Here is a 24202-nt window from a genome sequence, read left to right as displayed (position 1 = left end):
TATATAAAAACGCTATTTAACACTAAAAATAGCGGAAAAAACAATATTCACGAATGAAAGGTGTTGCTTTGAAAAAAATACTTACATTAAGTTGCTTAAGTTTATTGATTGCTGCGTGTACACAAACAGAACAGGCTGAAATCGAAGATATTTCTGGCGCAGGAGGGGCGTCGACGTCTTCTGTTTATACCAAACCACCAGCAAATATTTCAACGAGTGGTCGATCTGCTCCTACGACTTATAATCCACCATCATCAAGACAGTCAACAGCGTCAAATTCTCATACCGCTAACAGCACTAGCAGTAATGGTACGGTAATTAGTAATGAGCGTATTGTTTATAACCGTAATTATGATGACATTCCAAAAGGTGGATATCAAGGTGACACCTATACAGTTAAGCGTGGCGATACTTTATTTTATATTGCGTGGGTAACTGGCAATGATTACCGTTCATTAGCAGCTAAAAATAATATCAAAGAACCTTTTGCCGTTAATGTTGGACAAGTATTAGATGTGAGTGGTGGAACTGTTGTGGTAACCAAACAAACTACAACAAACCATACACCAGCAAATAAAACAAATAGCAATAACTCAGCTATTGCAATTGGGCAAGCCAAAACCAAACCAACAATAACCAAAACAACAACTACTTCGATTACCACAACGGGTAAAAATCAAAAACCGACTACAACTCAAACAACTGAAACCATCATTGAACCTTTAGATGATTCCTCTAGTAGTGCAGCTGCAGTAAGCACATCAAAATCAAAAGTTTCTAATATTGCATGGCGATGGCCTGCACGCGGTAAGATTATTGAAAGATTCTCAAATGCAAGCAAAGGTATTGATATATCAGGCTCAGTTGGCGATAAAGTCATGGCCGCAGCTGATGGGCGGGTTGTGTATTCAGGCAATGCGTTACCGGGTTATGGCAATTTAATTATCGTTAAACATAATGATGACTATTTAACGGCGTATGCGCACAACCAATCTATATTAGTAAAGGAACAGCAGTTCGTGCGCGCGGGTGAACAAATTGCCACAATGGGAGCAACAGGCACTTCGTCGGTCAGATTGCACTTTGAAATTCGCTACAAAGCACAATCCGTTGATCCATTAAAATATTTATCAAAATAATAAACGTTTTGGGTTAATAGAAAAGGTTAACCCAAAACAGATGACATGCACGGTAATCACAGAGCATGTCTATAAACAAAATACACTAAAATTAAATTTACGTAATAAAGGAGTGATATTCATGGCTGTTAAAAAATTAGTGCTAATTCGGCATGGAGAGAGTGTTTGGAACCAAGAAAACCGTTTTTGTGGTTGGACTGATGTTGATTTATCTGACAAAGGTAATAAAGAAGCTGCTGAAGCAGGTAAATTACTAAAAAAAGAAGGTTTCACATTTGATTATGCTTACACTTCAGTATTAAAACGCGCCATTCACACATTATGGCACGTTTTAGATGAAGTCGATCAAGCATGGTTACCGGTTGAAAAAAGCTGGAAACTAAACGAACGTCACTATGGTGCATTACAAGGCTTAAACAAAGCTGAAACGGCAGCAAAATATGGCGATGATCAAGTAAAATTATGGCGTCGTGGTTTTGCAATCACACCTCCAGCGCTTGAAAAATCAGATGAGCGTTTTCCGGGGCACGATTCACGTTACAGCAAATTACCTGAATCAGAATTACCGTTAACTGAAAGTTTAGCATTAACGATTAAACGCGTATTACCTTATTGGGAGTCAACCATTGCGCCACGCGTTGCTAAAGGTGAACGTGTTATTATTGCCGCTCATGGTAACTCACTACGCGCGCTTGTAAAACATTTAGATAACATCAGCGATGATGATATTATCGAACTTAATATCCCAACGGGTGTACCATTAGTGTATGAATTTGACGACAACATGAAAGTCATTAAACACTACTATTTAGGTAATGCTGACGAAATCGCTGCCAAACAAGCAGCTGTTGCAAACCAAGGCAAAGCAAAATAATTATTCCTTAAACAAATAAAAAGGTAGGTTATTTAACTTACCTTTTTTATTGTCTACATTATGGCTTTTTATTCATTCAATTTTATTGATTTATTTTCATTTTGAGAGCGTTATTTTGTCTAAAATCTATTATATCTATGGCGTAATGAATGCCGGAAAATCCACCGAACTGTTGCAAATTGATCACAACTACTTAAGTAATAATATGCAAACGTTACTGCTCAAATCATCGGTCGACACGCGCGATTCGGCTGTCGAAATCGTCTCTCGTTTAGGATTACGTAAAAAGGCGTTACAGCTTGATGATACAACGGTTGATGATATTATTGATCACATCAAACAAAGCAACTATGCTTGTATACTCATCGACGAAAGCCAGTTTTTATCGCGCAATACTATCTGGAAGTTATCAGATGTGTGCGACGAATATGGCGTGCCAATCATGTTCTTTGGCATTAAAACGGATTATATGGGGCACCTGTTCGAAGGATCTAAAACGCTACTTGAAATTGCCGATAATTTTAGAGAACTCAAAACCGTCTGTTGGTGTGGCAAAAAAGCGACTATGATCTTATTAGAAGGGCAAGATGGTCAAATTGTTAAATTTGGTAACTCCATCCATCTTGGTGACAGTGAATATCACTCGGTTTGTCGAAAACATTGGAAGGCTGGACAAATAAGACCTAAAGACTGATCATCTAAATATTTCACACTTATTTTGGTCTATAAATCACATTTATGCATGTGATGCTATAATATCGAAAAAGTGTGAATGATCTCTCATTTTTACGATTTTCTTTTATTGATTCTTTTTATTTTATGTCATATTAACTGAAACGATTCAGTGCTATTTTGTTAACCATGAGGGATCACCATGAAAATCAAAATTGTTTCATTAGCTGTAATACTTAGTTTGGCTAGTTATAACGCCAATGCTAAAGAATTTGTATTAACTGATAACGAAAAAGATATCGCCAAAGGTAATTGGTCGGTTTCAAGCCAAGATTTAGGTGTTAACGGTCAAAAATTCACTATTCAAAATACCGTACTTAAAGGCGGTAAACAAGATGGAACCGAACTTCTAACGATTTCTAGTGATAATTTCACGATTAAATTAATTCCAACACGAGGATTAGGTATCTTGTCTGTTGTTGGTGATGGTATCCGTATGGGATGGGACTCACCGGTAAATGAAGTTGTCAATCCTAAATATATCAACTTAGAAAGTCGTGGTGGGATTGGATGGCTAGATGGCTTTAACGAAATGATGGTTCGCTGTGGTTTTGAATGGACAGGTCATGCAGCGCAAGCTGATGGTATGATGTATACCTTACACGGTCGAGCTCAAAATACGCCGGTCTCTAAACTCATTGTGAATGTATCTGACAAGGCACCCTACACCATAACGGTTAAGGGGTTAATTAAAGAAAATACTTTCAAAAAAAGCAATCTCGAAACTTGGGCATCACTAAGTTATGTACCAGGAAGTCAAGAATTTACGGTTCATGATGTTGTCACCAATAAGAGTGATTATACCCGCGATTATCAGATCATCTATCATAGTAATTTTGGTACGCCGATTCTTGAAGAAGGCGCAAGGTTTGTTGCCCCAGTTAAGGAAATCTCACCATTTAACGACTATGCGAAAGGGGGGATTAATACATGGCAAACTTATCTAGGTCCAACAAAAGGCTTTGACGAAATGGTATTTAATGTCTATCCGTTTGCTGATGAAAATGGTCAAACACAGGTGATGGTAACCAATAAATTGGGTGATAAGGCCGCAGGTATTGCCTTTAATACTAAACAGTTACCCGTACTATCATTATGGAAAAACACCGATACCCTTAAACAAGGCTATGTTACAGGCTTAGAGCCAGGCACCAGTTTTGCTTATCCAGTAACTATCGAACGTGAGCAAAAACGTGTTCGTCAGTTAGAGCCAGGGCAAAGTACAGAATTTACCTTAACTTATAGTTTATTGTCTAGCAAAGATGCTGTCACAAAATATGAGCAAAAAATCAAAGCTATTCAAGGTAACCAAGAAACCAAAGTAGTTAATGAACCCATGGCTAAAGAGTAAGCCATTACAAATGGCTATCAATAGATTGATAGCCATAAACATAATCAAATATGCTAATCCATCATTCCTTAATTTACTTATTATTAATGTAATAGCCATGCAAGTAGCCATCAGCTACTTGATTCGCTACCAATAGATAGGTATAGTCGTCTACTTTATAGCTAGCTTTCATATGGCTTATTATTAAAATAAGGTTTCATTTGGCGACTGCTTAACATAATGATTAATGATTTTTATTGTAATTTGATATTAATATAGAGATAGACATGGCAACGCAGCGAATAATTATTGGCATTAGTGGGGCAACTGGTTTTGCTTATGGGATAAAAGCGTTAGAGCTTTTAAAACCGCTTGATATTCAAACACATTTAGTTATATCAAAAGCGGCACAAATAACGCGCGCTTACGAAGTGCCCAACACCAGCTTAGCGCAAATTGAATCACTGGCTGACAAAGTCTATCCTGTCAACAATATTGGCGCAGCCATAGCAAGTGGATCGTTTAAAACCATGGGTATGCTAATTACACCTTGTTCAATGCGAACACTTGCTTCTATTGCACAGGGATTATCAGATAATTTACTCACCCGTGCTGCTGATGTTGTTTTAAAAGAGCGCCGCCGCTTGGTATTAATGGTTCGTGAGTCGCCCCTAAATTTAGCTCATCTAAAAAATATGGAAACAGTCACACTTATGGGCGGTGTAATTTGCCCACCGGTGCCAGCACTATATCAGCATATTGCTAGCATTGATGATATTATTACCCACAGTGTCGCCAGAGCACTTGATTTATTTGGCATTGATATCCCGTCCCTGCCACGTTGGGGCGAAGATTTGCACCTGAACACTAAACCGAATAATGCCAGTAGAGCCTAAAGATATCATGCAAGTCGATCCTAAAATCATCAAATTTATCAAAAAACAGCATGTATTATCGCTTAGCGTTATCTTGCCTGACGACAATCTCTGGGCATGTAATACCTTTTATGTGTTTGATGAAAAGTTAATGAATTTGTATCTGCTTTCCGAATTAAAAACCGATCATGCCAAAGCCATGTTAAAGCATCCGCAGGTTGCAGGTACGATTAACATAATCCCTAAAACAGTTGCACAAATCCAAGGTATCCAATTTCAAGCCACAGCAACGCTTTTACAAAAAGAGCAAGCCGTACATGCTTATAGGTTATATTATCAGGCATTTCCCTTTGCAAGGGTGATAAAAGCACCAATTTGGTCATTGCAGTTGCAACATATAAAGATGACAAGTAATTTATTGGGGTTTGGTAGGAAAATTCATTGGCTAAAAGGCGAGAATAATTTTTAGTGTACTCTCCTGTTAGTTATGGTGTGGTTTTTGGGAAGGGATATAAGGGGACTATCTTGCCTTAAAAACAACAAGATCAAAGTTAATTTAAATCAATGCGATATCTGAATATCTTTTAATGGCTAAATTGACACATTATCGAAACAGCCAAAATCCAGCCAACCCTTTTTTTAATCAAAAAATTAAAATCAATAAAAACAATAAATTAAAAATGTCTTATAAAAAAGGGTTTTTGAAAACAAAAATCCTATTTGCCTTTTGCCAAACAAGGTTTATAGTATATCGGCTTCTAGTTCACCGCCGTGTAGGCGGTTTAGAAAATATCCCCAGTGTGTGATGGGTCATAGCCGAGTTCACCGCCGTGTAGGCGGTTTAGAAATATTAGCGTAACAGTACAGGGTTGGCTTTATGGTTCACCGCCGTGTAGGCGGTTTAGAAATTAACGCTTTTCTTTGTTTATTAATTGCTATTGTTCACCGCCGTGTAGGCGGTTTAGAAAAATTAGGCATCTTTTTAACCACTTCACGCATTGTTCACCGCCGTGTAGGCGGTTTAGAAATGACAGTGCCGGCCATGGTTTGAACTTACAAGGTTCACCGCCGTGTAGGCGGTTTAGAAAGTTGCTCCGCTTCTGTTGCACGGGGAGGGGGGGGTTCACCGCCGTGTAGGCGGTTTAGAAATTTTCTAACAAAGTTGATGAACGGATAAGCCAGTTCACCGCCGTATAGGCGGTAAGTCTCAAAAAAGCAGAAATCATGATATAACTTATTGATTTATATAAAAATAAAAAAACAAACAAAATCAGTGCCCTGTATAAACAATTCTATAGAGAGGGGGGGAAGATACCGCTTTTATAACAGCCAGAGGTTAATATTGCCATTAATCGGTGTCAGAGTGAGCCGACAATTGAGTAAGGTTAGCACGTCAAATAAGGGGCGCTGGGTTATATTTGTCAGAAATAAATTCTAGTTGTGCTGTATAACCGAACTAAGACTCTTGTAAGTTGATTTGTGTTGTTTAATATTGCATCGATTATTGACCGTATAAAGACTATTTTGCCTGTTTATGGTATGATTAGTGCCAAATTCAATGGCAATAAGTTATGGTGATGATGAGTTATCAAGTTTTAGCACGCAAATGGCGACCAAAATCATTTTCTGAAGTTGTAGGGCAGCAGCACGTCCTAAAAATTCTGTCTAATGCGCTTTCGCTTGGGCGGGTTCATCATGCTTATCTGTTTTCGGGCACGCGAGGTGTGGGTAAAACCTCGATTGCCCGTTTGTTAGCAAAAGGGTTAAATTGCGAAACGGGCATTACCGCAACGCCGTGTGGAGTTTGTGATAATTGTCGCGATATTGAGCAAGGACGATTTGTTGATCTGCTCGAAATTGATGCGGCCTCGCGCACCAAGGTTGAAGATACGCGTGAAATCCTTGATAACATTCAATATTTACCAAGCAAGGGGCGCTTTAAGGTTTATTTGATTGACGAAGTACATATGCTATCGCGTAGTAGCTTTAATGCACTTCTTAAAACCCTAGAAGAGCCACCTGAGCATGTTAAGTTTTTATTGGCGACTACTGATCCACAAAAATTACCTATAACAATATTGTCACGCTGTTTGCATTTGCATTTAAATGTGCTTGATACCGCATTAATTGGACAGCAACTTGAGCATATTTTGCAATTAGAACAAATCAACAGCGATGCTAAAGCCATTGCGTTATTAGCTAAAGCTGCTAATGGCAGTATGCGCGATGCGCTAAGTTTGACCGATCAAGCCATTGCCCTTGGTAATGGTAAGGTCGATGCCGAATCGGTGGCGGTTATGCTTGGCACGCTTGATAAGTCGATTCCGTTTGCTATTGTTGAAGCATTGCATAATGGTGAGGGTAATGCCCTAATGCAACAAATTCAAGCCGCCGCTGTGCAAGGTGTTGATTGGGATAATTTGTTAGCCGAAACCATTACTTTATTGCATCAAATTGCGTTATTGCAAGTGGTGCCAACCGCATTGGGGGATTATACCGATAACGAAGAGCGAATTCGTTTTTTGGCGCAATATATGGCACCTAACGATGTGCAGTTGTTTTATCAAATTTTGTTAATGGGGCGTAAAGAACTTGCTTTTTCGCCCGATAAAAAAATTGGCGTCGAAATGAGCTTTTTACGCGCTTTGGCTTTTATGCCAAAGGCGGTTGATGCGGTGCCGGCTGTGGTTAGTTCGGCGTCTGTCCAAGGCAATAGGTCGCAACAGGTGCAATCCCAAACCAAAGCACAGCCCGAACGGCAATCGCAAGTTCAAGCCGTTGAGCATACAAATATTCCAAAGCAAGTAGAAGTTAATCATCAGGTTGAAAATCAACCTCATATTCAACAATCCCAGCCCATTCGCGCTACAAGTTCAACTGTGAACCAGCCGGTTAATACCCATAAATCAGCTATATCACAACAAGTTGTGGCTAGTTCATCGTTAACATCCAAGGTGAAAAGCCAGCCCCAAGACACAAATAATTTGGCACCCGTTGCGCCATCAACAATGGAACAAGTAGCTGATGGCAAAACTGCAACGGATGAGCTAGCGATTCCCGATGAAGTTTCGTCGATAACTAAAAGTGTTTTAGAAATGCGTATGCAGTTGATGAAAGGGGAACAAAATTCAAAAAAGTCTGAATCGGTTGATAAGATTCAACCAAAAAGTTCGGTCATGCGTGAATCACTCACAAGAATTAAACAGAACGTCGCGATCGTAGGTGATGCCAATGCTGATAGCCACGATAGTGGTGGCGATGATGACAAAGAAGAAATCACCGCCGAAAACTATCAATGGCAAGCCAGTGGTTTGATTGCCATGAAAGAAGAGCTAGTGGTGAATACCAAAGCTTTTCGTGAATCACTTAACGGTGATAAAACCCCCGAAATGGCAAAAAAATTGATTGACGAAATGGCACAAAAAGATGCGTGGTGTGCCGAAATTGAGCAATTAGATTTGTCACCTTTGATTAAGCAAATTGCGGTCAACTCTGGGTTTGAACAGATCGACAATAACACTATTGTGTTACATCTGCGTTCAGCCGTTAAACATTTGATTAATTCGGCCAATAATGTGGCTAAAGTGCAAAAAGCACTTTGTGAACATCGCAAGCAAGAGCTTAATGTAAAGATTATTGTTGATGATAATCAAGACTATAAAACGCCCATTGAAATGCGTGAAGCGTTATATCAACAAAAACTAGCGCAAGCAAAGATAACTATTGCCGAAGATCCAAAAGTGGCAACAATTTGTCGATATTTTGATGCCAAGATTGATGAATCAAGTGTTCGTCCTGTATAATCATGGCGATATTTTTTTAACGAGGAATTATTATGTTTTCAGGTGGAAAAGGTGGTTTGGGTAATTTAATGAAACAAGCCCAACAAATGCAAGCAAAAATGCAACAAGCCCAAGAAGAGATCGCTAAATTAGAAGTGACAGGCGAATCGGGTGCAGGTTTAGTTAAAGTAACGGTTAATGGTACACATAATTGCAAACGTGTTGAAATCGATCCGTCACTTATGACTGAAGATGATAAAGAGATGTTAGAAGATCTTATTGCTGCGGCTTATAACGATGCGGCTCGTCGTTTAGATGATGCACAAAAAGAAAGAATGGCACAAGTTACTGGTGGAATGCAATTACCACCAGGTTTTAAAATGCCGTTTTAAGCGTAGATTATTTTGACAGTAGGCGGAAAGGCAATCATATTTCCTTTCCGCTTTTTTCGCCAAAATTATTTTCCAATAAAAATAAAATCGTTTACTAATTTTTCATTATCATAAGTAATATCGCTTAACCGCTTTTTGTAAATTTCACACAAATCATATATCGAAATTTCTTTGACTTTTACATTATCAAAATCGCTTATCTCCTTGCTTTCTCCTTTGGTAATGATCCAAACTTGTTTATTTTTGCCCGTTAATGGAATCGTTTTAGGGGTGATTCCGCCGTCATTTTTTTTAATGTTGAAGGTTAATTGTGCTTTTTGGTTCAGTTTATTGATGTAGTTTTCTATTTGTTCTTCTTTAAACGATTCAAAGTTTTTTTGTAGCGTACAGTCATACATTACAGCTAAATTTTCGATAATAAAAAAACCATCGGCCTTACCCGCTTGATTATCACGATCAAATTGAAATATTTTGTTTAAACCAATCACTTTTAATAAATTGAAGACTGAGTCTTCAAACGCTAGTGGATCATCAATGTATTTGATCTGTTGGACTGAATTTATTAAAAGTGTTTGATAGCCTTTGACATCAATTTTATTTGCCAAAGATTTATTATCAGACAAACTCTGTTCACTGTTTTCTGTTGCTTGATCTTTGATAATTTTGATATTTGTTGCAAATCGTTGACCTGAATCTTTTTCATTCGCAGTAAATGCCACTCGTAGGCCTATTTCTATTTCTTCTATAGGTAAATTATCAAAATCCTTTTTAGCAAAATAATAATCCTTTCCTTCATCCAAAGCTCTTATAAATCCATAATAGGCATCTTCATTATTTTTATCTTTACAAAGTTTTTTTATCTGACTAATCATATATCTAACGCTCCTTAATGGAATAAATTATGACTTTAAAACATCATTTTTGATTATTGAATAATTACAACGCTATAAACAAATCGGCCATTTTTACCAGTATTATATATAAATTTGTTCCATATATCATTTAGTTAAATGATATTTGCTGTAATTAATATTTGATTTAACTGTCTATTTATACAGTTTTTCTTTATTATTTTTTTGCTATCAGGTAAACTACACCTTATTATTTGCTTATTTGTTACGCTTTATTATTAAGGATATATTGTGATTGGTCGTTTACGTGGCACCATTATTGAAAAGCAACCCCCTAAAGTGCTGATTGAAGTCGCTGGCGTTGGTTATGACGTGTTTATGCCGATGACCTGTTTTTATGAATTGCCCGAAAACGGGCAAGAAGTCATTGTGTTAACCCATTTTGCCGTGCGTGAGGATGCGCAAGTGTTGTATGGTTTTAATCAAGAACAAGAGCGTGAATTGTTTCGTGAACTCATTAAAGTTAATGGCGTGGGGCCTAAATTGGCATTAGCCATTTTATCAGGCATGTCAGCGTCGCAATTTATTAGTGCTGTTGAACAAGGTGAAATTAAAACCTTAGTTAAACTGCCGGGCGTGGGCAATAAAACTGCACAGCGGTTAATTGTTGAAATGAAAGATCGCATTAAACATTTTGGTGAACAATCGTCAAGTCCTAGCTCGACTGTTGAAATAGGTAGCATTCAAAAAACGGCTAATCAAATTGAAAGTGAGGCGGTTTCGGCTTTAATTGCATTAGGTTACAAACCACAAGAAGCTAGCCGTATTATTAATAAAGTGATTATTCCTGACATGGATTGCGAAACGCTGATTCGTGAAGCCTTAAAATCAGCATTATAAATAGGGATTGATTATGATTGAAGCGGATCGTTTAATTGCCCCACAAGTGCAAAAAGAAGAAGAATCATTAGATCGTGCAATTCGTCCTAAATATTTGGACGAATACATAGGTCAACCGCAAGTTCGCGAGCAGATGAAAATCTTTATTCAAGCCGCTAAACAGCGTCATGATGCGCTCGACCATGTGCTTATATTTGGCCCTCCAGGACTTGGTAAAACAACGTTAGCCAATATTGTGGCCAACGAAATGAATGTTAATTTACGCACTACATCAGGCCCTGTATTAGAAAAGGCCGGCGATTTAGCTGCCATGCTGACCAATTTAGAGCCTAACGATGTGCTGTTTATTGACGAAATCCACCGACTTTCCCCTGTAGTTGAAGAAATTTTATACCCCGCAATGGAAGACTACCAATTAGATATTATGATTGGCGAAGGACCTGCAGCGCGTTCAATCAAAATCGATCTTCCTCCTTTTACATTAATTGGTGCAACAACTCGCGCCGGTTCGTTAACTTCGCCACTGCGAGATCGCTTTGGTATTGTGCAGCGCCTTGAGTTTTATCGAGTTGAGGATTTAGAATATATTGTTAGCCGTAGCGCTAAATTTTTAGGTATGGATTTGTCAGATGAAGGTGCACATTTAATTGCTAAACGTTCTCGTGGTACACCGCGAATTGCCAATCGTCTTTTGCGCCGTGTACGCGATTATGCTGATGTAAAATCAAAAGGGATTATCGACAAAAAAATCGCAACTCAAGCGCTAGATATGCTTGATGTTGATAATGAGGGTTTTGATTATATGGACCGCAAATTGTTGCTAGCTATTATCGAAAAATTTATGGGCGGTCCAGTTGGATTAGATAATATTGCCGCTGCAATTGGTGAAGAGCGTGAAACGATAGAAGATGTGCTCGAACCGTTTTTAATTCAACAAGGTTATATTCAACGAACACCGCGTGGCAGAATCGCAACACCACATGCGTATCGCCATTTTGGCATTATTCAGGATAATTAGGTAAAGGTTGAGAGCGATTTAATGTTAATAAAAAACGTGATTATTGGATAAATCACGTTTTTTTATTACTAATTTTATATTACTAATTTTTACTTAACCGAGTTCTTTTTCAGTAAAAATACCACTAAATAAATCGGTACTTAAATAACGCTCGCCAGAAGATGGCAAAATCACCACAATGGTTTTGTTGGCATATTCAGGTAATTTTGCTAAGCGATCCGCAGCAAAAACGGCAGCACCCGATGATATCCCAGCTAATATACCTTCTTTTTCCATCAATTCGCGAGCTGTTTCGATAGCGTCTTCGTTTGATACTTTTTCAACTATATCAATTAAACTTAAATCAAGATTTGTAGGAATAAAACCAGCTCCAATGCCCTGAATTTTATGCGGTCCAGGCTTAATAGTTTCGCCTGCTAGTGCTTGGCTAATGACGGGTGAATTGGTGGGTTCAACGGCAACCGCAGTAATATTTTTGCCTTGTGTTTTTTTGATGTAACGCGTTACGCCAGTGAATGTGCCGCCCGTTCCGACACCAGCAATAAAAATATCGATTTGACCATTGGTATCTTGCCATATTTCCGGTCCTGTTGTTTTTTCGTGGATTTCTGGGTTAGCAGGATTACTAAATTGTTGTAGCATGAGGTTCTTTTTAGGATCACTTGCCACGATTTCTTCGGCTTTTTCGATTGCGCCTTTCATCCCTTTAGCTGCTTCAGTTAAAATTAAATTCGCACCTAAGGCTTTTAGCAGTTTTCGACGTTCAATGCTCATGCTTTCAGGCATGGTTAAAGTTAATTTATAGCCACGAGCAGCAGCAACTGCCGCTAGCGCAATACCTGTATTACCGCTTGTTGGTTCGATTAATTCAACATCAGAAGTTAATAAACCACGTTTTTCGGCATCCCAAATCATGTTAGATGCAATGCGACATTTAACACTAAAGCTGGGGTTGCGCGATTCAACTTTAGCTAATATATTGCCATGACCAAAGTGTTTTAAACGAACCAGCGGAGTATGACCAATGGTTTGTGAATTATCATCAAATATTTTACTCATATTAGAATCCTTGTTAATTGCTATAGGAAATAGCATGGCGTTGTTTTGCTAATAACACTTATTATAAATAGAACGAAAAAAGATGGTACTAATTAATCATTATAACAATATTCATTTTGGGTATAAGAATAATGTCTATTTTTGAATATCAATAGTTAAGTAAAGTTGCTATTGGTTATAATATAAGTAGAAGTGATGAGTGAGAATGATCGTTTTTAGCTTAAACAATTAACTTGCTTTTAAATAAAATCAATTGTTACTTTGAATATAAAAAACATACCGTTTACATGTTGTAGAATAAAGCAATGCAATCTATTTATACGAGATTGCATTAGGAATAAGACGGTATTTAGTTCGAATATTTACAGTGAATGAAAACTAGCAGCGATTTTATTAAAAATTTTCTTTATGGGGAGTATCAATCAAGATGCTTTTAAATAAAAGAGTATATATAAGTAGATTATTGAAAAAGATTCAACCCAAGACGGTTTATTAGCATAAAGACAAATTTGTATATAAAATTATGTGTGACTATTTGGAAGGTTATCTTTACTAAGTTGGAAAATGAATAGATGAGTTATTAGGTGAAATAGTATGAAAGAATATCGTTGGGTGTGGGTTTTTAAGCGAGATGACATTTCAATGGTGTCTGCGGTATTTTCGTCTCTTGAAAATGCAGATAACTGGGTAAAGCTTAATAAGTTAACTGGCGTTTTAACTAAAATGCCAATAGATATTGGTGGTTATGATTGGTGTATACAAAATAATGAGCAAATGCTTGAACACTATCATTACCAAAAAGGTATTAGATAAAATTATAGTAAATAACTAGGCTAAGGTTGTTTAAATCATTCTATTTTGGATAATGTTAAGAGTAGATAATTACAAGCACTGATGTAAATGTTATCAAGAAACACGACATGAAAGAAAATATAACGAATAGTGAAATAAAATTTTTAGCAAATACTATTAACTGTTATACCGAAAATGAGGTGTTTATTATTGGCATCAGTGACGATCCAATATCTCCCAACCATTACTTAATCTTATCTCGATATGATGAGGATGATGTAGATGAATCAATCGGTATTCAAACTCATCTAACTGGGATGGAAGTGGCTAAAGCAATTAAACGTATTGTTTTGAAAGCAAACATACTTACCATAGAGATAAATAAGCATAACACCGAACAAGTACGGGCTAAAAAAATGATTATTGAATTTAGTGAAATTGATAAAACGTTGTTAATAACATATATTAACAACATTTTTTTAAACAGTTCGGTAAAGGTAATCATTAGTGGATAAAAACCTGAATGATAACATGCTTTATCAACAAATATTTATGGATTGTATCGCACAACAAATATCTGAAAATCACAACCTATTAGACATTAGAAAAACACTGGTCTATTTCAAAAATAAAGGTATATCAAAAGATTGCATGTATGCATGTTTGCAAAAATTAAGATATACGAATAATGAAGAGGTGATTTTAGAGTTAATGGATTTTGTAACAGGTTTTTGTCGATCTGATTTGTCTATATACTAATATACGCTTATAGGTGGTGCTTAGCTGTATTTTATCATCAAGTTTAATATAAATTTATCCATCAATATCATTTTCAATTTCTAATTCAATCTTCTTAATCGCCTGTTCACAACGGTAAATTCGGTTATCAAGTGCGGCTATTTTGCTTTGGTTGATGACGTCTTGCGATAGTTCTAGCTCGTATTTCATTTCTTGTAATCGGCGCAAATAATCTAAATGGCGCATGTGTTTTTGGGCTAGGGTTTCTTCAATAATGGCTTTGGGTTCTTTTTGGCGCAAGTTATGGGTGGCAAGTTCGCGCGTTAGGGCAGCCATTTGGTTGACTAATGTTTCTGATAAAAAAGTAATTTGCTCGATTTTTTCTGATTCGATATTTGCGACTAATGCTTGATACGTTTGTTTGATTTTTTCAAGGTAAAACGTTTTATCTGTGACAATTTTATTGGTATGAAAAAGTTGTTCGTCAAAATAAGGCTCTTTAAATTTCTGTTCGTTAGCCAAATGAACTTGTTGTTCTAATTGGTCAATTTGTTTTTGTAGTGTAGTGAGTAAATTTGCCATTGCAGTTAGTCTTCGTTATAAGGTGGAGTATCATCATCTTGGCCAAAATAATCGCCTAAATGCAATTTGGCTAGATTGATAAGTTTCATAAATGCTTCAAATGTCAATTTGTTATTTTGTATACTATTTTCAGTGATGATTTTTTTAGCTATTAATTTTGTTTTTAACTGGTTATAACAGTCAATTAAGTTAAGGGGTAGGGGCGATAACGCACGTTTTCCTAACCAAAAAATCCCCTGTAGTGGCAGGCTTAAGGTAAATAGTATTGTTATTGCCGTGACCGCAATTTGTGCTGGCATGTAATATTGCCAAACCAGCAAACCAATAACGATAGGGGGTACGTATTGAGTTGCGGTTTTTATGAGGTTAATGATTTTTAATTCAGGAAATGAATGCGCTAGTTGTTTGTCAGTTGGGCAAAGCTTCATATATCTTTGCCCAGCTTTAAATGTGTTTATTAGATTCATATTTTTGTGACTCCTCGACATTCACTTCTTATTATCTTAAAATAGTACCATTCAAATTGGGGACTCTCTCTATTCTATCTCAAAAAGTAAGATATCAGAAGTCACCTTAGCGTAGTCACATTGATTTTAAATCATGTGCTTAGTTACCAATTTTGATTGGTATATATCTTTTTATTCAATCTATAGGAATTACTATGTCATCAAGTAATAACGCTCTTGTTCTTAATTGCGGAAGTTCATCATTAAAATTTGCTATTATAAACCCTGAAAACGGTGATGAATTTCTTTCTGGATTAGCCGAATGTTTTAACCTGCCTGATGCACGTATTAAGTGGAAACTTGATGGCGTTAAAGGTGAAGCATCTTTAGGTGCAGGCGCTGCACATAGTGAAGCCATTAAATTTATTGTTAATAGTATTTTCCCACAAAAACCAGAATTATTAGACAGCATTAAGTCTATTGGTCATCGAATTGTTCATGGTGGTGAAAAATATACAAAGTCAGTTGTGATTGATGATTCAGTCTTAAAAGGTATTGAAGATGCCGCTGCTTTTGCTCCATTACATAACCCTGCGCATTTAATTGGTATTCGTGAAGCATTTGCTGCGTTTCCACATTTAAAAAATAAAAATGTGGCTGTTTTTGATACAGCTTTCCATACTACAATGCCAAAAGAAGCTTATTTATACGCGATTCCGAACGAATTATACACAGAACACGGTATCCGTCGTTATGGCGCACATGGTACAAGTCACTATTATGTAAGCCAACAAGCAGCCAAATTATTAAATAAACCAGTTGAAGAAACAAATGTGATCACTTGTCACTTAGGCAATGGTGCATCAATCACTGCTGTTAAAAACGGTAAATGTGTCGAAACTTCAATGGGCTTAACGCCACTTGAAGGTTTAGTCATGGGGACTCGAAGTGGTGACATCGATCCAGCTATTATGTTCTTCTTACACGACAATTTAAAAATGTCGGTTGCTGATATTAATAATCTTTTAAACAAAAAATCAGGTTTATTAGGTTTGACTGGTGTAAGTAGCGACTGTCGTTATGTTACCGATAATTACGAAACAGATGAAAACGCTAAAAACGCTTTAGATGTGTTTGTTCACCGTTTAGTTAAATATATTGGTGGTTATGCAATGCTTTTAGACGGTCGTTTAGATGCTATCATCTTTACTGGTGGTATCGGTGAAAACGCTGAAGAAGTGCGTCGTATGGCATTACAAAAATTAACTATTCTTGGTTTTGAACTTGATCAAGAGCGTAACTTAGCTGCACGTTTTGGTAAAGGTGGCACAATCACCAAAGATGGTTCAGCTATTGCAATGGTAATCCCAACTAATGAAGAGCTTGTTATTGCTCAAGATGCTGCGCGCCTAACTGCGTAATAAATATTTAAAACCGCCTAAATGGCGGTTTGTTTTTTATATAAAAAGAATTAAGAGGTAACAATTATGTCTCGTACTATTATGCTCATTCCTACTGGTACCAATGTTGGATTAACGGGTGTGAGTCTTGGTGTTATTCGAGCTATGGAGCGTCAAGGTATTAACTTAAACGTGTTCAAACCAGTAGCACAACCTAGAGCGGGTGGTGATGCGCCAGACAATACCACAACGTTAGTTAGTCATAACACTTCAATCCCAACACTAAAACCGCTTAAAATGAGCCATGTTGAAAACCTATTAGGTTTAAATCAACAAGATGTGTTAATGGAAGAAATCGTAGCCCTTTATGCTGAAAACACGAAAGGTGCTGATGTTGTTTTGGTTGAAGGTATTGTACCCACGTCTGATTATCCTTTTGCTAATGAACTCAATAATAATATCGCTAAAACGCTTGGTGCCGAAATTATTTTTGTGGTCAATATGGGCAAAGATACGCCAGAGCAACTTAGAGATCGCATTGAAATTGCTCGATCTAACTTTGGTGGCATTAAAAACGAAAAAATCGTTGGTGTGATTGTTAATAAAGTTAATGCGCCAGTTGAAGAACAAAGCCTTGCTCGTCCTGATGTTGCTGAAATTTATCACACTCCTAAATTTGATGATAAAAAAATCACTATCGATGATTTAAATGCACATAGCCCATTGCCAGTACTTGGATGTATTCCTTGGAATATGGATTTAAGTGCTTGTCGTTCTATTGATATCGCTAAACATTTTGACGCAAAAATTATTAATGAAGGTGATATCAAAAACCGCCGTATTAAACATATATCTTTCTGCTCACGTAGTGTGCCTAACATTATCAGTCATCTACAACCAAATGCACTGTTAGTGACTTCTGCCGATCGTGCTGATGTATTAGTGACGATTAGTCTAGCTGCTATGAATGGTGTGGCTATTGGTGGTGTGCTTTTGACTGGTGGTTACGAAATCGACGAAAAAATCGCAAAATTATGCCAACCTGCTTTTGATACAGGGTTACCTGTATTTACAGTTAAAACTAACACTTTCCAAACGTCAATTAATTTACAACAATTCAATTTAGAAATCCCTGTTGATGATAAAGATCGTATGGAAAACACCCAAAATTATGTGGCTGACCATATCGATGCTAAATGGGTTAAATCATTAAATGAGGTGGTAAATTCTGCACGTCGTCTGTCTCCTCCTGCATTCCGTTACCAATTAACTGAACTTGCGCGTAATGCGAAAAAAGTAGTGGTATTACCAGAAGGTGATGAACCAAGAACAGTTAAAGCAGCCGCAATTTGTGCTGAGCGAAATATCGCTAAATGCGTATTAATTGGTAATCCGGACGAAGTGCGTAAAGTTGCCGCTTCTCAAGGTGTGAGTTTAGGTCAAGGTGTTGAAATTGTTGATCCTGAATTAATTCGTGAAAAATATGTACCTCGTTTAGTTGAATTACGTAAAAATAAAGGTATGACAGAAGTAATTGCTCGTGAGCAACTAGCTGATAATGTAGTACTTGGTACAATGATGCTTGAAGCAAATGAAGTTGATGGTTTAGTGTCAGGTGCTGTGCATACAACTGCTAATACTATCCGTCCACCATTACAATTAATTAAAACTGCCCCGGGTAGTTCACTGGTTTCATCAGTATTCTTTATGTTAATGCCTGATCAAGTGTATATTTATGGTGACTGCGCAATTAATCCAGATCCAAATGCACAAGAGTTAGCCGAAATTGCGATTCAATCAGCTGATACAGCAATCGCCTTTGGTATTGAACCACGCGTTGCGATGATCTCTTACTCAACAGGTAGCTCGGGTCAAGGTGCTGATGTTGAAAAAGTGAAAGAAGCAACTCGCATTGCTCAAGAAAAACGTCCAGATCTTATGATCGATGGTCCATTGCAATATGATGCCGCGGTAATGCCAGATGTAGCAAAATCGAAAGCGCCAAATTCACAAGTAGCAGGTAAAGCAACAGTATTTATCTTCCCTGATCTTAATACAGGTAATACTACATATAAAGCTGTACAACGTTCAGCGGATCTTGTTTCGATTGGTCCTATGCTACAAGGTATGCGTAAACCTGTTAATGATTTGTCTCGTGGTGCATTAGTTGACGATATTGTCTACACCATTGCATTAACCGCAATTCAATCAGCACAGGAACAAAACGCTGCAAAATAAGTTTAGCAAAACGTTCTAACTATAGATAAAAGGTGATGTAATATCGCCTTTTTTAATTAAATTTAGTCAAGTAATGAGCTTTAAAAGGTTGAGTTATAACGATTCAGTTTTAAAGTATTTTGTTCTAGAAATTTGAGACAAGGTCTTCAAAAACTTATTTTAAGTCAAGTCCAAGCATTCAAAGTTGATAAAAACAATAAATAATAAAAATTTATAAATGATGTTATCCCTTCATGTTGGTTTTTAATAGTGTTAATAACATTTCCATAAAGTGTTCTTTATCACCTTGTAATGTTGAAAAAAAATCTTTATCTATTTGTTCAACCAAAGGTACAGTTTCATTTGCTTTATTCAATCCTTTTTGTGTTAATTGAATGGATTTTGCTCGACTATCTTTAATTGAGCAAGAGCGTTTTATATAATCTTTTTTTTCTAAATTCTCTAATATTTGGGAAATTGTCATCACATCGATATTTGTTTTATTTGATAAAATAACTTGTGTTATTTCGTCTGGTTGCTGTGATAGATAAGCAAGCGTTGCAAGCACTATAAATTGAGGATGAGTGATAGACTGTTTTTTCAAGCAATTTTTGATATTCGTATGCCAGGACGAATAAGTTTTCATAAAAATAAAACCAATAGATTCAGAATCAGTTTGGAATTGAGTCAAAAACTTATTGTCCTTTGTCATAATTTACCCTTCAACTAAGCCATTTAATTTGTAAGTTTTATCTATAATATCATCTGAAATCTGTTTTATAAAATCATAGGATGCTTTAGTATCCATTTTTGGATCCGGTTTTAGAGAAATTTCTGATTTTAATGCATATTGATTATGCGATATTTCAATAATTTGATGTGAGAAAAACAATAAACCTATTTCAGGCATATCAAATTGTTCTGTAAATTCTTGCTCATCAATAATCTTTGATAAAGTCACTTCCATTTCCGGTATATTTTGTAATTTGAAAATACCTTTAGACCCTGTTTTTAAGTCACCAAATATACGAAAGTATTCAAGATCAGTTTCCCACAATTTTCTTAAATTAAGATCAGTATAGTATTGCCAAATTTGAGTTGGTTTAGCTTTGGTTGGTAATATGAAAGAAATTGAAATGGTATTCATAGTGTCTCCTTTTAATAAGTTAGCTTGTTATAAGTTTGCTTATTATAAGTTTACTTATTAATTAAGTAAAGAAAATTCAAGTTTTTGATTTGTTGACTTATTACAAGGTTAATTTGATGACTAGATATTGGACTTTGTAATAAGATGATTTCAAAATTATTAATAATATAAAATATTTATAATTGTTTTTAATTAATGCTCTCAATTTAATTGGTAAATGGTACAATATCAGCCTAATTTTGTATTAGTTCATAGTTTAGGAATAAAATTGATGAAAAAAGACATCCACCAGCAGCGTATTTTAATTCTTGATTTTGGTTCGCAAGTTACCCAATTAATTGCTCGCAGAATTCGTGAAATTGGTGTGTATTGTGAACTTTGGCCGTGGGATGTATCAGAAGAAAAAATTAAACAATTTAATCCTAAAGGTATTATTTTATCAGGTGGTCCAGAAAGTACCACAGAAGCTAATAGCCCACGAGCTCCAGAATATGTCTTTAATGCTGGCGTACCCGTGCTTGGGATCTGTTATGGCATGCAAACTATGGCCATTCAAGTTGGTAAGGGTGGTCAAGTGACCGGCTCTAACCAACGTGAATTTGGTTATGCTAAAGTGGATCTTGTGGGATCGTCAAAATTAACTGATGGTATATTGGATAGTACAAGCCAACAAGGTATTCATCAACTTGATGTTTGGATGAGTCACGGTGACAAAGTAACAGCCTTGCCTGACTGTTTTACTCTGATTGGCCATACTGAAACTTGCCCATTTGCTATTATGGCTAATGACGAAAAACAATTTTATGGTGTTCAATTCCATCCAGAAGTGACTCATACAGTTAAAGGTTTCGAGTTATTGCAACGTTTTGTGATTGATATCTGTCACTGCGAAAAACTTTGGACGCCATCTTCAATTATTACCGATGCTATTGCTCGAATTAAAGAACAGGTTGGCAATGACAAAGTCTTACTCGGTTTATCGGGTGGAGTGGATTCTTCTGTTACAGCATTGTTATTGCACCAAGCGATTGGCGATCAATTAACTTGTGTATTTGTTGATCATGGCTTATTACGCTTGAACGAAGCGCAACAGGTTATGGACATGTTTGGTAATAAATTTGGCTTAAACATTATTGCCGTAAATGCCGAAGATCGCTTTTTAGCTGCACTAAAAGGTGAAGCTGATCCTGAAGCTAAACGCAAAATTATTGGACGTGAATTTGTTGCTGTATTTGATGAAGAAGCAGCAAAATTAAAAGATGTAAAATGGCTGGCTCAAGGCACTATCTATCCTGATGTTATTGAATCGGCCGCTGCTGATACTGGTAAAGCCCATGTAATCAAATCACATCATAATGTTGGTGGCTTACCGGAAGATATGAAAATGGGCTTGGTCGAACCTTTGCGAGAACTATTTAAAGACGAAGTCCGCAAAGTGGGTTTAGAACTTGGTTTACCTTATGACATGCTTTACCGCCACCCATTTCCAGGACCAGGCTTAGGCGTGCGAGTACTTGGTGAGGTTAAAAAAGAGTATTGCGACCTGTTACGTCAAGCTGATGCTATTTTTATTGAAGAACTTTATAAAGCTGATCTATACCACAAAGTCAGCCAAGCCTTTACCGTATTTTTACCAGTACGTTCGGTTGGCGTAATGGGTGACGGTCGCAAATACGACTGGGTTGTTTCACTGCGTGCTGTTGAAACCATCGATTTTATGACCGCACATTGGGCTCATTTACCTTATGACTTTTTAGGGCGAGTATCCAATCGAATCATCAACGAAGTTAATGGTATTTCTCGTGTCGTATATGATATAAGCGGAAAACCGCCAGCTACTATAGAATGGGAATAGCTAACCGTTCCTAAAACTGGTTTGAAAATTTTAAAAAAAACAGTCTAAAAATAGGCTGTTTTTTTATTTTATAAATACCAAAAATGAGAAGCTAGTTGGTTGGAGCCATTTCTATAAAATAAACCACTAAAAAATAGAGTATTTGCCACGATCAAAAGTATTTAAATATAAATAAATCAGAAAGTATGCAAATTGTATCAATAAAAGTGACTGATTTTTGTCAAAAGTTTTAAGAAATACCCATGTTATAGTCAAGACTGCATACTTAACCTAATGAAAAAACATGCAACCTATATATTCTTTTGAGCATATTCAGTAATGACAGGCAAAAAACTATTTTTATAGGGGACAGTGGGGTGTTTTTTAAAAAAGCCCAAAATCGGGCGGTTTATCCCTATGTGCATAGGGAACAGCTGATTGCCCTTCAAATTGCTCTAATGATAAACGGTTTATCCCTATGTGTATAGGGAACAGCAGATAACAGATAAAGGCGTCGAAATTGATGACGGTTTATCCCTATGTGTATAGGGAACAGGGTGTGGTTGATGCTATTAAGGTTAATGAAATCGGTTTATCCCTATGTGTATAGGGAACAGGCGCATCTGTTTCTTCATCAACACCGCCGTAGCGGTTTATCCCTATGTGTATAGGGAACAGGGCTGCAATCACCGCTGCACATTCTGTATTATTGGTTTATCCCTATGTGTATAGGGAACAGACCAATTATAACATTTTGTTTTATAATTAAAATATTTTAGTTTAAATTTCTACCAACTTTTTTGATTATTCTTAAAACAACAATTATTTTATAATGCATTGTTTTTATTAAATTAATATTAAAAATAAAATAGGAAATATTGCACTTTTTTTATTCTACCAATTAATCTTTAAATTTCTTATAGTTATAACATGGTTAGCAATAAAACAGGGTATTTCTTTATTAAAAAAATACAATTTTTGTTAAAAATATTCAGGATTCTATACCGTTTCAGCGTGAAATTATTTTAAATTTAATGAGTTAATGAATTTTATTGATAAAGTATCAGGTTGCTTAAATTGCTTGTTCAACAAAGACGTTAAGCAGCTACCACATACTGGTATAACTAACAGAACTAATTCATATTAACCAATATTTATTTAACCATTTTTTAAAAAAGATTAAATTTCACACTAAAATCATGTATAGCTTTTTAACTAAACTGTTTGTTATTTGCATTCAGTGATAAAAGGATAAGATATAAATAATATATAGGAAAACATTGAGTTATTTACATTTCATGATTATCGCGTTTCCGTTATTCTACCAATTAATTTTTAAATTTCTTACAGTTATAACATAGTTAGCAATAAATCGGGGTATTTCTTTATTAAAAAAGGCGTAATTTTTGTTAAAAATATTCAGGATTCTATACCGTTTCAGCGTGAAATTATTTTAAATTTAATGATTTAATAAATTTTATTGAGAAAGAATAAAGTTGTTTACATTGCTTGTTCAATAAAGGTGTTTTTAAATGCAATCATTTAATAAATTATTTTTGATAAAGAATAAGATTGCTTAAATCCCTTGTTCAACAAAGGCGTTAAGCCGCTATCACTTACCGTTTTAACTAACTGAAATTATTCACATTAAATAATATTTATTTAACATTTTTTTTTAAAAGATTAAATTTCACACTAAAACAGTGTACAATTTTTAGTTCAATTGTCTGTTGTTTAAACTTAATGATATAAAATATCAGTGTTAAATAAAAAAATAACTAAAAATAACACCGATTAATTTTTATAAACTGGATATAAGGGGGGAGGAAAACATGTCAAACGAACTTAATCGTCTTTTGGGTCAGCTCGGTGACGGGTTTGGCGATTTAATGGCGGGATTGAGTGGGGTTAGCCATAATCGCTATACCTTAACCGTTGACGGGCTGGGCGCGCCGATGTCGGTTTTGCATGTCGACGGTGATGAGTCGTTAAACCAGCCTTGGCGTTATGTTATCTCCTTTACTAGTACTGACAAAACCTTATCGCCTGATTCCTTTCTTAATCAAAAATCGACTTTCTCCTTTAATCCCGTTA

The 24202-nt window shown here is 36.1% G+C and carries 22 protein-coding genes and 2 CRISPR repeat arrays; of the genes, 16 read left to right on the top strand and 6 right to left on the bottom strand.

Annotated elements, in window-relative coordinates; genetic code table 11:
• Positions 1-68: 68 nt before the first annotated feature.
• From nlpD to ACYIAL_RS04110, 8 genes are all read left to right on the top strand, one after another.
• On the top strand, positions 69-1139 hold the full coding sequence (gene nlpD, locus ACYIAL_RS04145) for a murein hydrolase activator NlpD (protein WP_483751057.1): 1071 nt from the start codon (positions 69-71) through the stop codon (positions 1137-1139).
• Positions 1140-1260: 121 nt separating this feature from the next.
• Positions 1261-2013, top strand: coding sequence for a 2,3-diphosphoglycerate-dependent phosphoglycerate mutase (gene gpmA / locus ACYIAL_RS04140; RefSeq protein ID WP_065637836.1), 753 nt, complete (start codon positions 1261-1263; stop codon positions 2011-2013).
• A 115-nt stretch (positions 2014-2128) separates the two neighbouring features.
• Positions 2129-2707: a thymidine kinase gene (locus ACYIAL_RS04135; protein ID WP_065637863.1), complete on the top strand. Its 579-nt coding sequence runs from the start codon at positions 2129-2131 to the stop codon at positions 2705-2707.
• 180 nt (positions 2708-2887) lie between these two features.
• A complete protein-coding gene (locus ACYIAL_RS04130; protein ID WP_483751056.1) occupies positions 2888-4096 on the top strand; it encodes an aldose 1-epimerase family protein in 1209 nt (402 codons plus the stop codon).
• 266 nt (positions 4097-4362) lie between these two features.
• Positions 4363-4971: a UbiX family flavin prenyltransferase gene (locus tag ACYIAL_RS04125; RefSeq protein ID WP_065637834.1), complete on the top strand. Its 609-nt coding sequence runs from the start codon at positions 4363-4365 to the stop codon at positions 4969-4971.
• Positions 4955-5419: a PNPOx family protein gene (locus ACYIAL_RS04120; RefSeq protein ID WP_174796365.1), complete on the top strand. Its 465-nt coding sequence runs from the start codon at positions 4955-4957 to the stop codon at positions 5417-5419. Before ACYIAL_RS04125 ends, ACYIAL_RS04120 begins: the two co-directional genes overlap by 17 nt.
• 292 nt (positions 5420-5711) lie before the next feature.
• Positions 5712-6099: a CRISPR direct-repeat array (repeat unit 28 nt; unit sequence GTTCACCGCCGTGTAGGCGGTTTAGAAA).
• 431 nt (positions 6100-6530) lie between these two features.
• Positions 6531-8753, top strand: a complete 2223-nt coding sequence (gene dnaX / locus ACYIAL_RS04115; protein WP_483751055.1) for a DNA polymerase III subunit gamma/tau — start codon at positions 6531-6533, stop codon at positions 8751-8753.
• Positions 8754-8785: 32 nt separating this feature from the next.
• Positions 8786-9124, top strand: a complete 339-nt coding sequence (locus tag ACYIAL_RS04110; protein ID WP_160431306.1) for a YbaB/EbfC family nucleoid-associated protein — start codon at positions 8786-8788, stop codon at positions 9122-9124.
• A gap of 65 nt (positions 9125-9189) precedes the next feature.
• Here ACYIAL_RS04110 and ACYIAL_RS04105 read toward each other — a convergent pair whose 3' ends face one another.
• Positions 9190-9996: a cold-shock protein gene (locus ACYIAL_RS04105; RefSeq protein ID WP_483751054.1), complete on the bottom strand. Its 807-nt coding sequence runs from the start codon at positions 9994-9996 to the stop codon at positions 9190-9192.
• A 270-nt stretch (positions 9997-10266) separates the two neighbouring features.
• Between ACYIAL_RS04105 and ruvA the strand changes: the two genes are divergently transcribed.
• Both ruvA and ruvB read left to right on the top strand, forming a co-directional pair.
• The gene (gene ruvA / locus ACYIAL_RS04100; RefSeq protein WP_174796368.1) at positions 10267-10875 is read left to right on the top strand and encodes a Holliday junction branch migration protein RuvA; all 609 of its coding nucleotides are present in this window, start codon (positions 10267-10269) and stop codon (positions 10873-10875) included.
• 13 nt (positions 10876-10888) lie between these two features.
• Positions 10889-11893: a Holliday junction branch migration DNA helicase RuvB gene (ruvB, locus tag ACYIAL_RS04095; RefSeq protein ID WP_174796369.1), complete on the top strand. Its 1005-nt coding sequence runs from the start codon at positions 10889-10891 to the stop codon at positions 11891-11893.
• Positions 11894-11986: 93 nt separating this feature from the next.
• Here ruvB and cysK read toward each other — a convergent pair whose 3' ends face one another.
• Positions 11987-12952: a cysteine synthase A gene (gene cysK / locus ACYIAL_RS04090; protein ID WP_174796370.1), complete on the bottom strand. Its 966-nt coding sequence runs from the start codon at positions 12950-12952 to the stop codon at positions 11987-11989.
• 594 nt (positions 12953-13546) lie between these two features.
• Between cysK and ACYIAL_RS04085 the strand changes: the two genes are divergently transcribed.
• Both ACYIAL_RS04085 and ACYIAL_RS04080 read left to right on the top strand, forming a co-directional pair.
• The gene (locus tag ACYIAL_RS04085) at positions 13547-13765 is read left to right on the top strand and encodes a DUF7710 domain-containing protein (protein WP_174796371.1); all 219 of its coding nucleotides are present in this window, start codon (positions 13547-13549) and stop codon (positions 13763-13765) included.
• 107 nt (positions 13766-13872) lie between these two features.
• Positions 13873-14259 (top strand): hypothetical protein, encoded by a 387-nt coding sequence (locus ACYIAL_RS04080; protein WP_065637827.1) that lies wholly within the window; start codon positions 13873-13875, stop codon positions 14257-14259.
• A gap of 298 nt (positions 14260-14557) precedes the next feature.
• Here ACYIAL_RS04080 and priC read toward each other — a convergent pair whose 3' ends face one another.
• On the bottom strand, positions 14558-15064 hold the full coding sequence (gene priC / locus ACYIAL_RS04075; protein ID WP_483751053.1) for a primosomal replication protein PriC: 507 nt from the start codon (positions 15062-15064) through the stop codon (positions 14558-14560).
• 5 nt (positions 15065-15069) lie between these two features.
• On the bottom strand, positions 15070-15531 hold the full coding sequence (yfbV, locus tag ACYIAL_RS04070) for a terminus macrodomain insulation protein YfbV (RefSeq protein WP_483751052.1): 462 nt from the start codon (positions 15529-15531) through the stop codon (positions 15070-15072).
• Positions 15532-15725: 194 nt separating this feature from the next.
• Between yfbV and ACYIAL_RS04065 the strand changes: the two genes are divergently transcribed.
• A complete protein-coding gene (locus ACYIAL_RS04065; protein WP_483747438.1) occupies positions 15726-16931 on the top strand; it encodes an acetate kinase in 1206 nt (401 codons plus the stop codon).
• A 66-nt stretch (positions 16932-16997) separates the two neighbouring features.
• Positions 16998-19148, top strand: coding sequence for a phosphate acetyltransferase (pta, locus tag ACYIAL_RS04060; RefSeq protein WP_483751051.1), 2151 nt, complete (start codon positions 16998-17000; stop codon positions 19146-19148).
• A 223-nt stretch (positions 19149-19371) separates the two neighbouring features.
• On the opposite strand, the gene ACYIAL_RS04055 is transcribed toward pta, so the two are convergent.
• On the bottom strand, positions 19372-19839 hold the full coding sequence (locus tag ACYIAL_RS04055) for a MarR family winged helix-turn-helix transcriptional regulator (protein ID WP_483751050.1): 468 nt from the start codon (positions 19837-19839) through the stop codon (positions 19372-19374).
• A gap of 3 nt (positions 19840-19842) precedes the next feature.
• Positions 19843-20274 (bottom strand): SRPBCC family protein, encoded by a 432-nt coding sequence (locus tag ACYIAL_RS04050; RefSeq protein WP_483751049.1) that lies wholly within the window; start codon positions 20272-20274, stop codon positions 19843-19845.
• Between the two features lie 271 nt (positions 20275-20545).
• On the opposite strand from ACYIAL_RS04050, the gene guaA reads away from it, so the two are divergent.
• Together guaA and ACYIAL_RS04040 are read left to right on the top strand one after the other, a co-directional pair.
• Entirely contained in the window at positions 20546-22129 is a 1584-nt protein-coding gene (gene guaA, locus ACYIAL_RS04045) for a glutamine-hydrolyzing GMP synthase (protein ID WP_483751048.1), read from the top strand.
• Positions 22130-22513: 384 nt separating this feature from the next.
• A CRISPR array of direct repeats spans positions 22514-22848; the repeat unit is 30 nt; unit sequence CGGTTTATCCCTATGTGTATAGGGAACAGG.
• A gap of 1092 nt (positions 22849-23940) precedes the next feature.
• Positions 23941-24202, top strand: a 262-nt coding sequence (locus ACYIAL_RS04040) for a hypothetical protein (RefSeq protein WP_483751047.1), incomplete at its 3' end; no start/stop codon positions are given.

The organism is Gilliamella sp. X-57 (genome assembly GCF_057063565.1).
The sequence above is the reverse complement of the archived record's forward strand: the minus strand, read 5'-3'. Positions and strand labels throughout refer to the sequence as shown.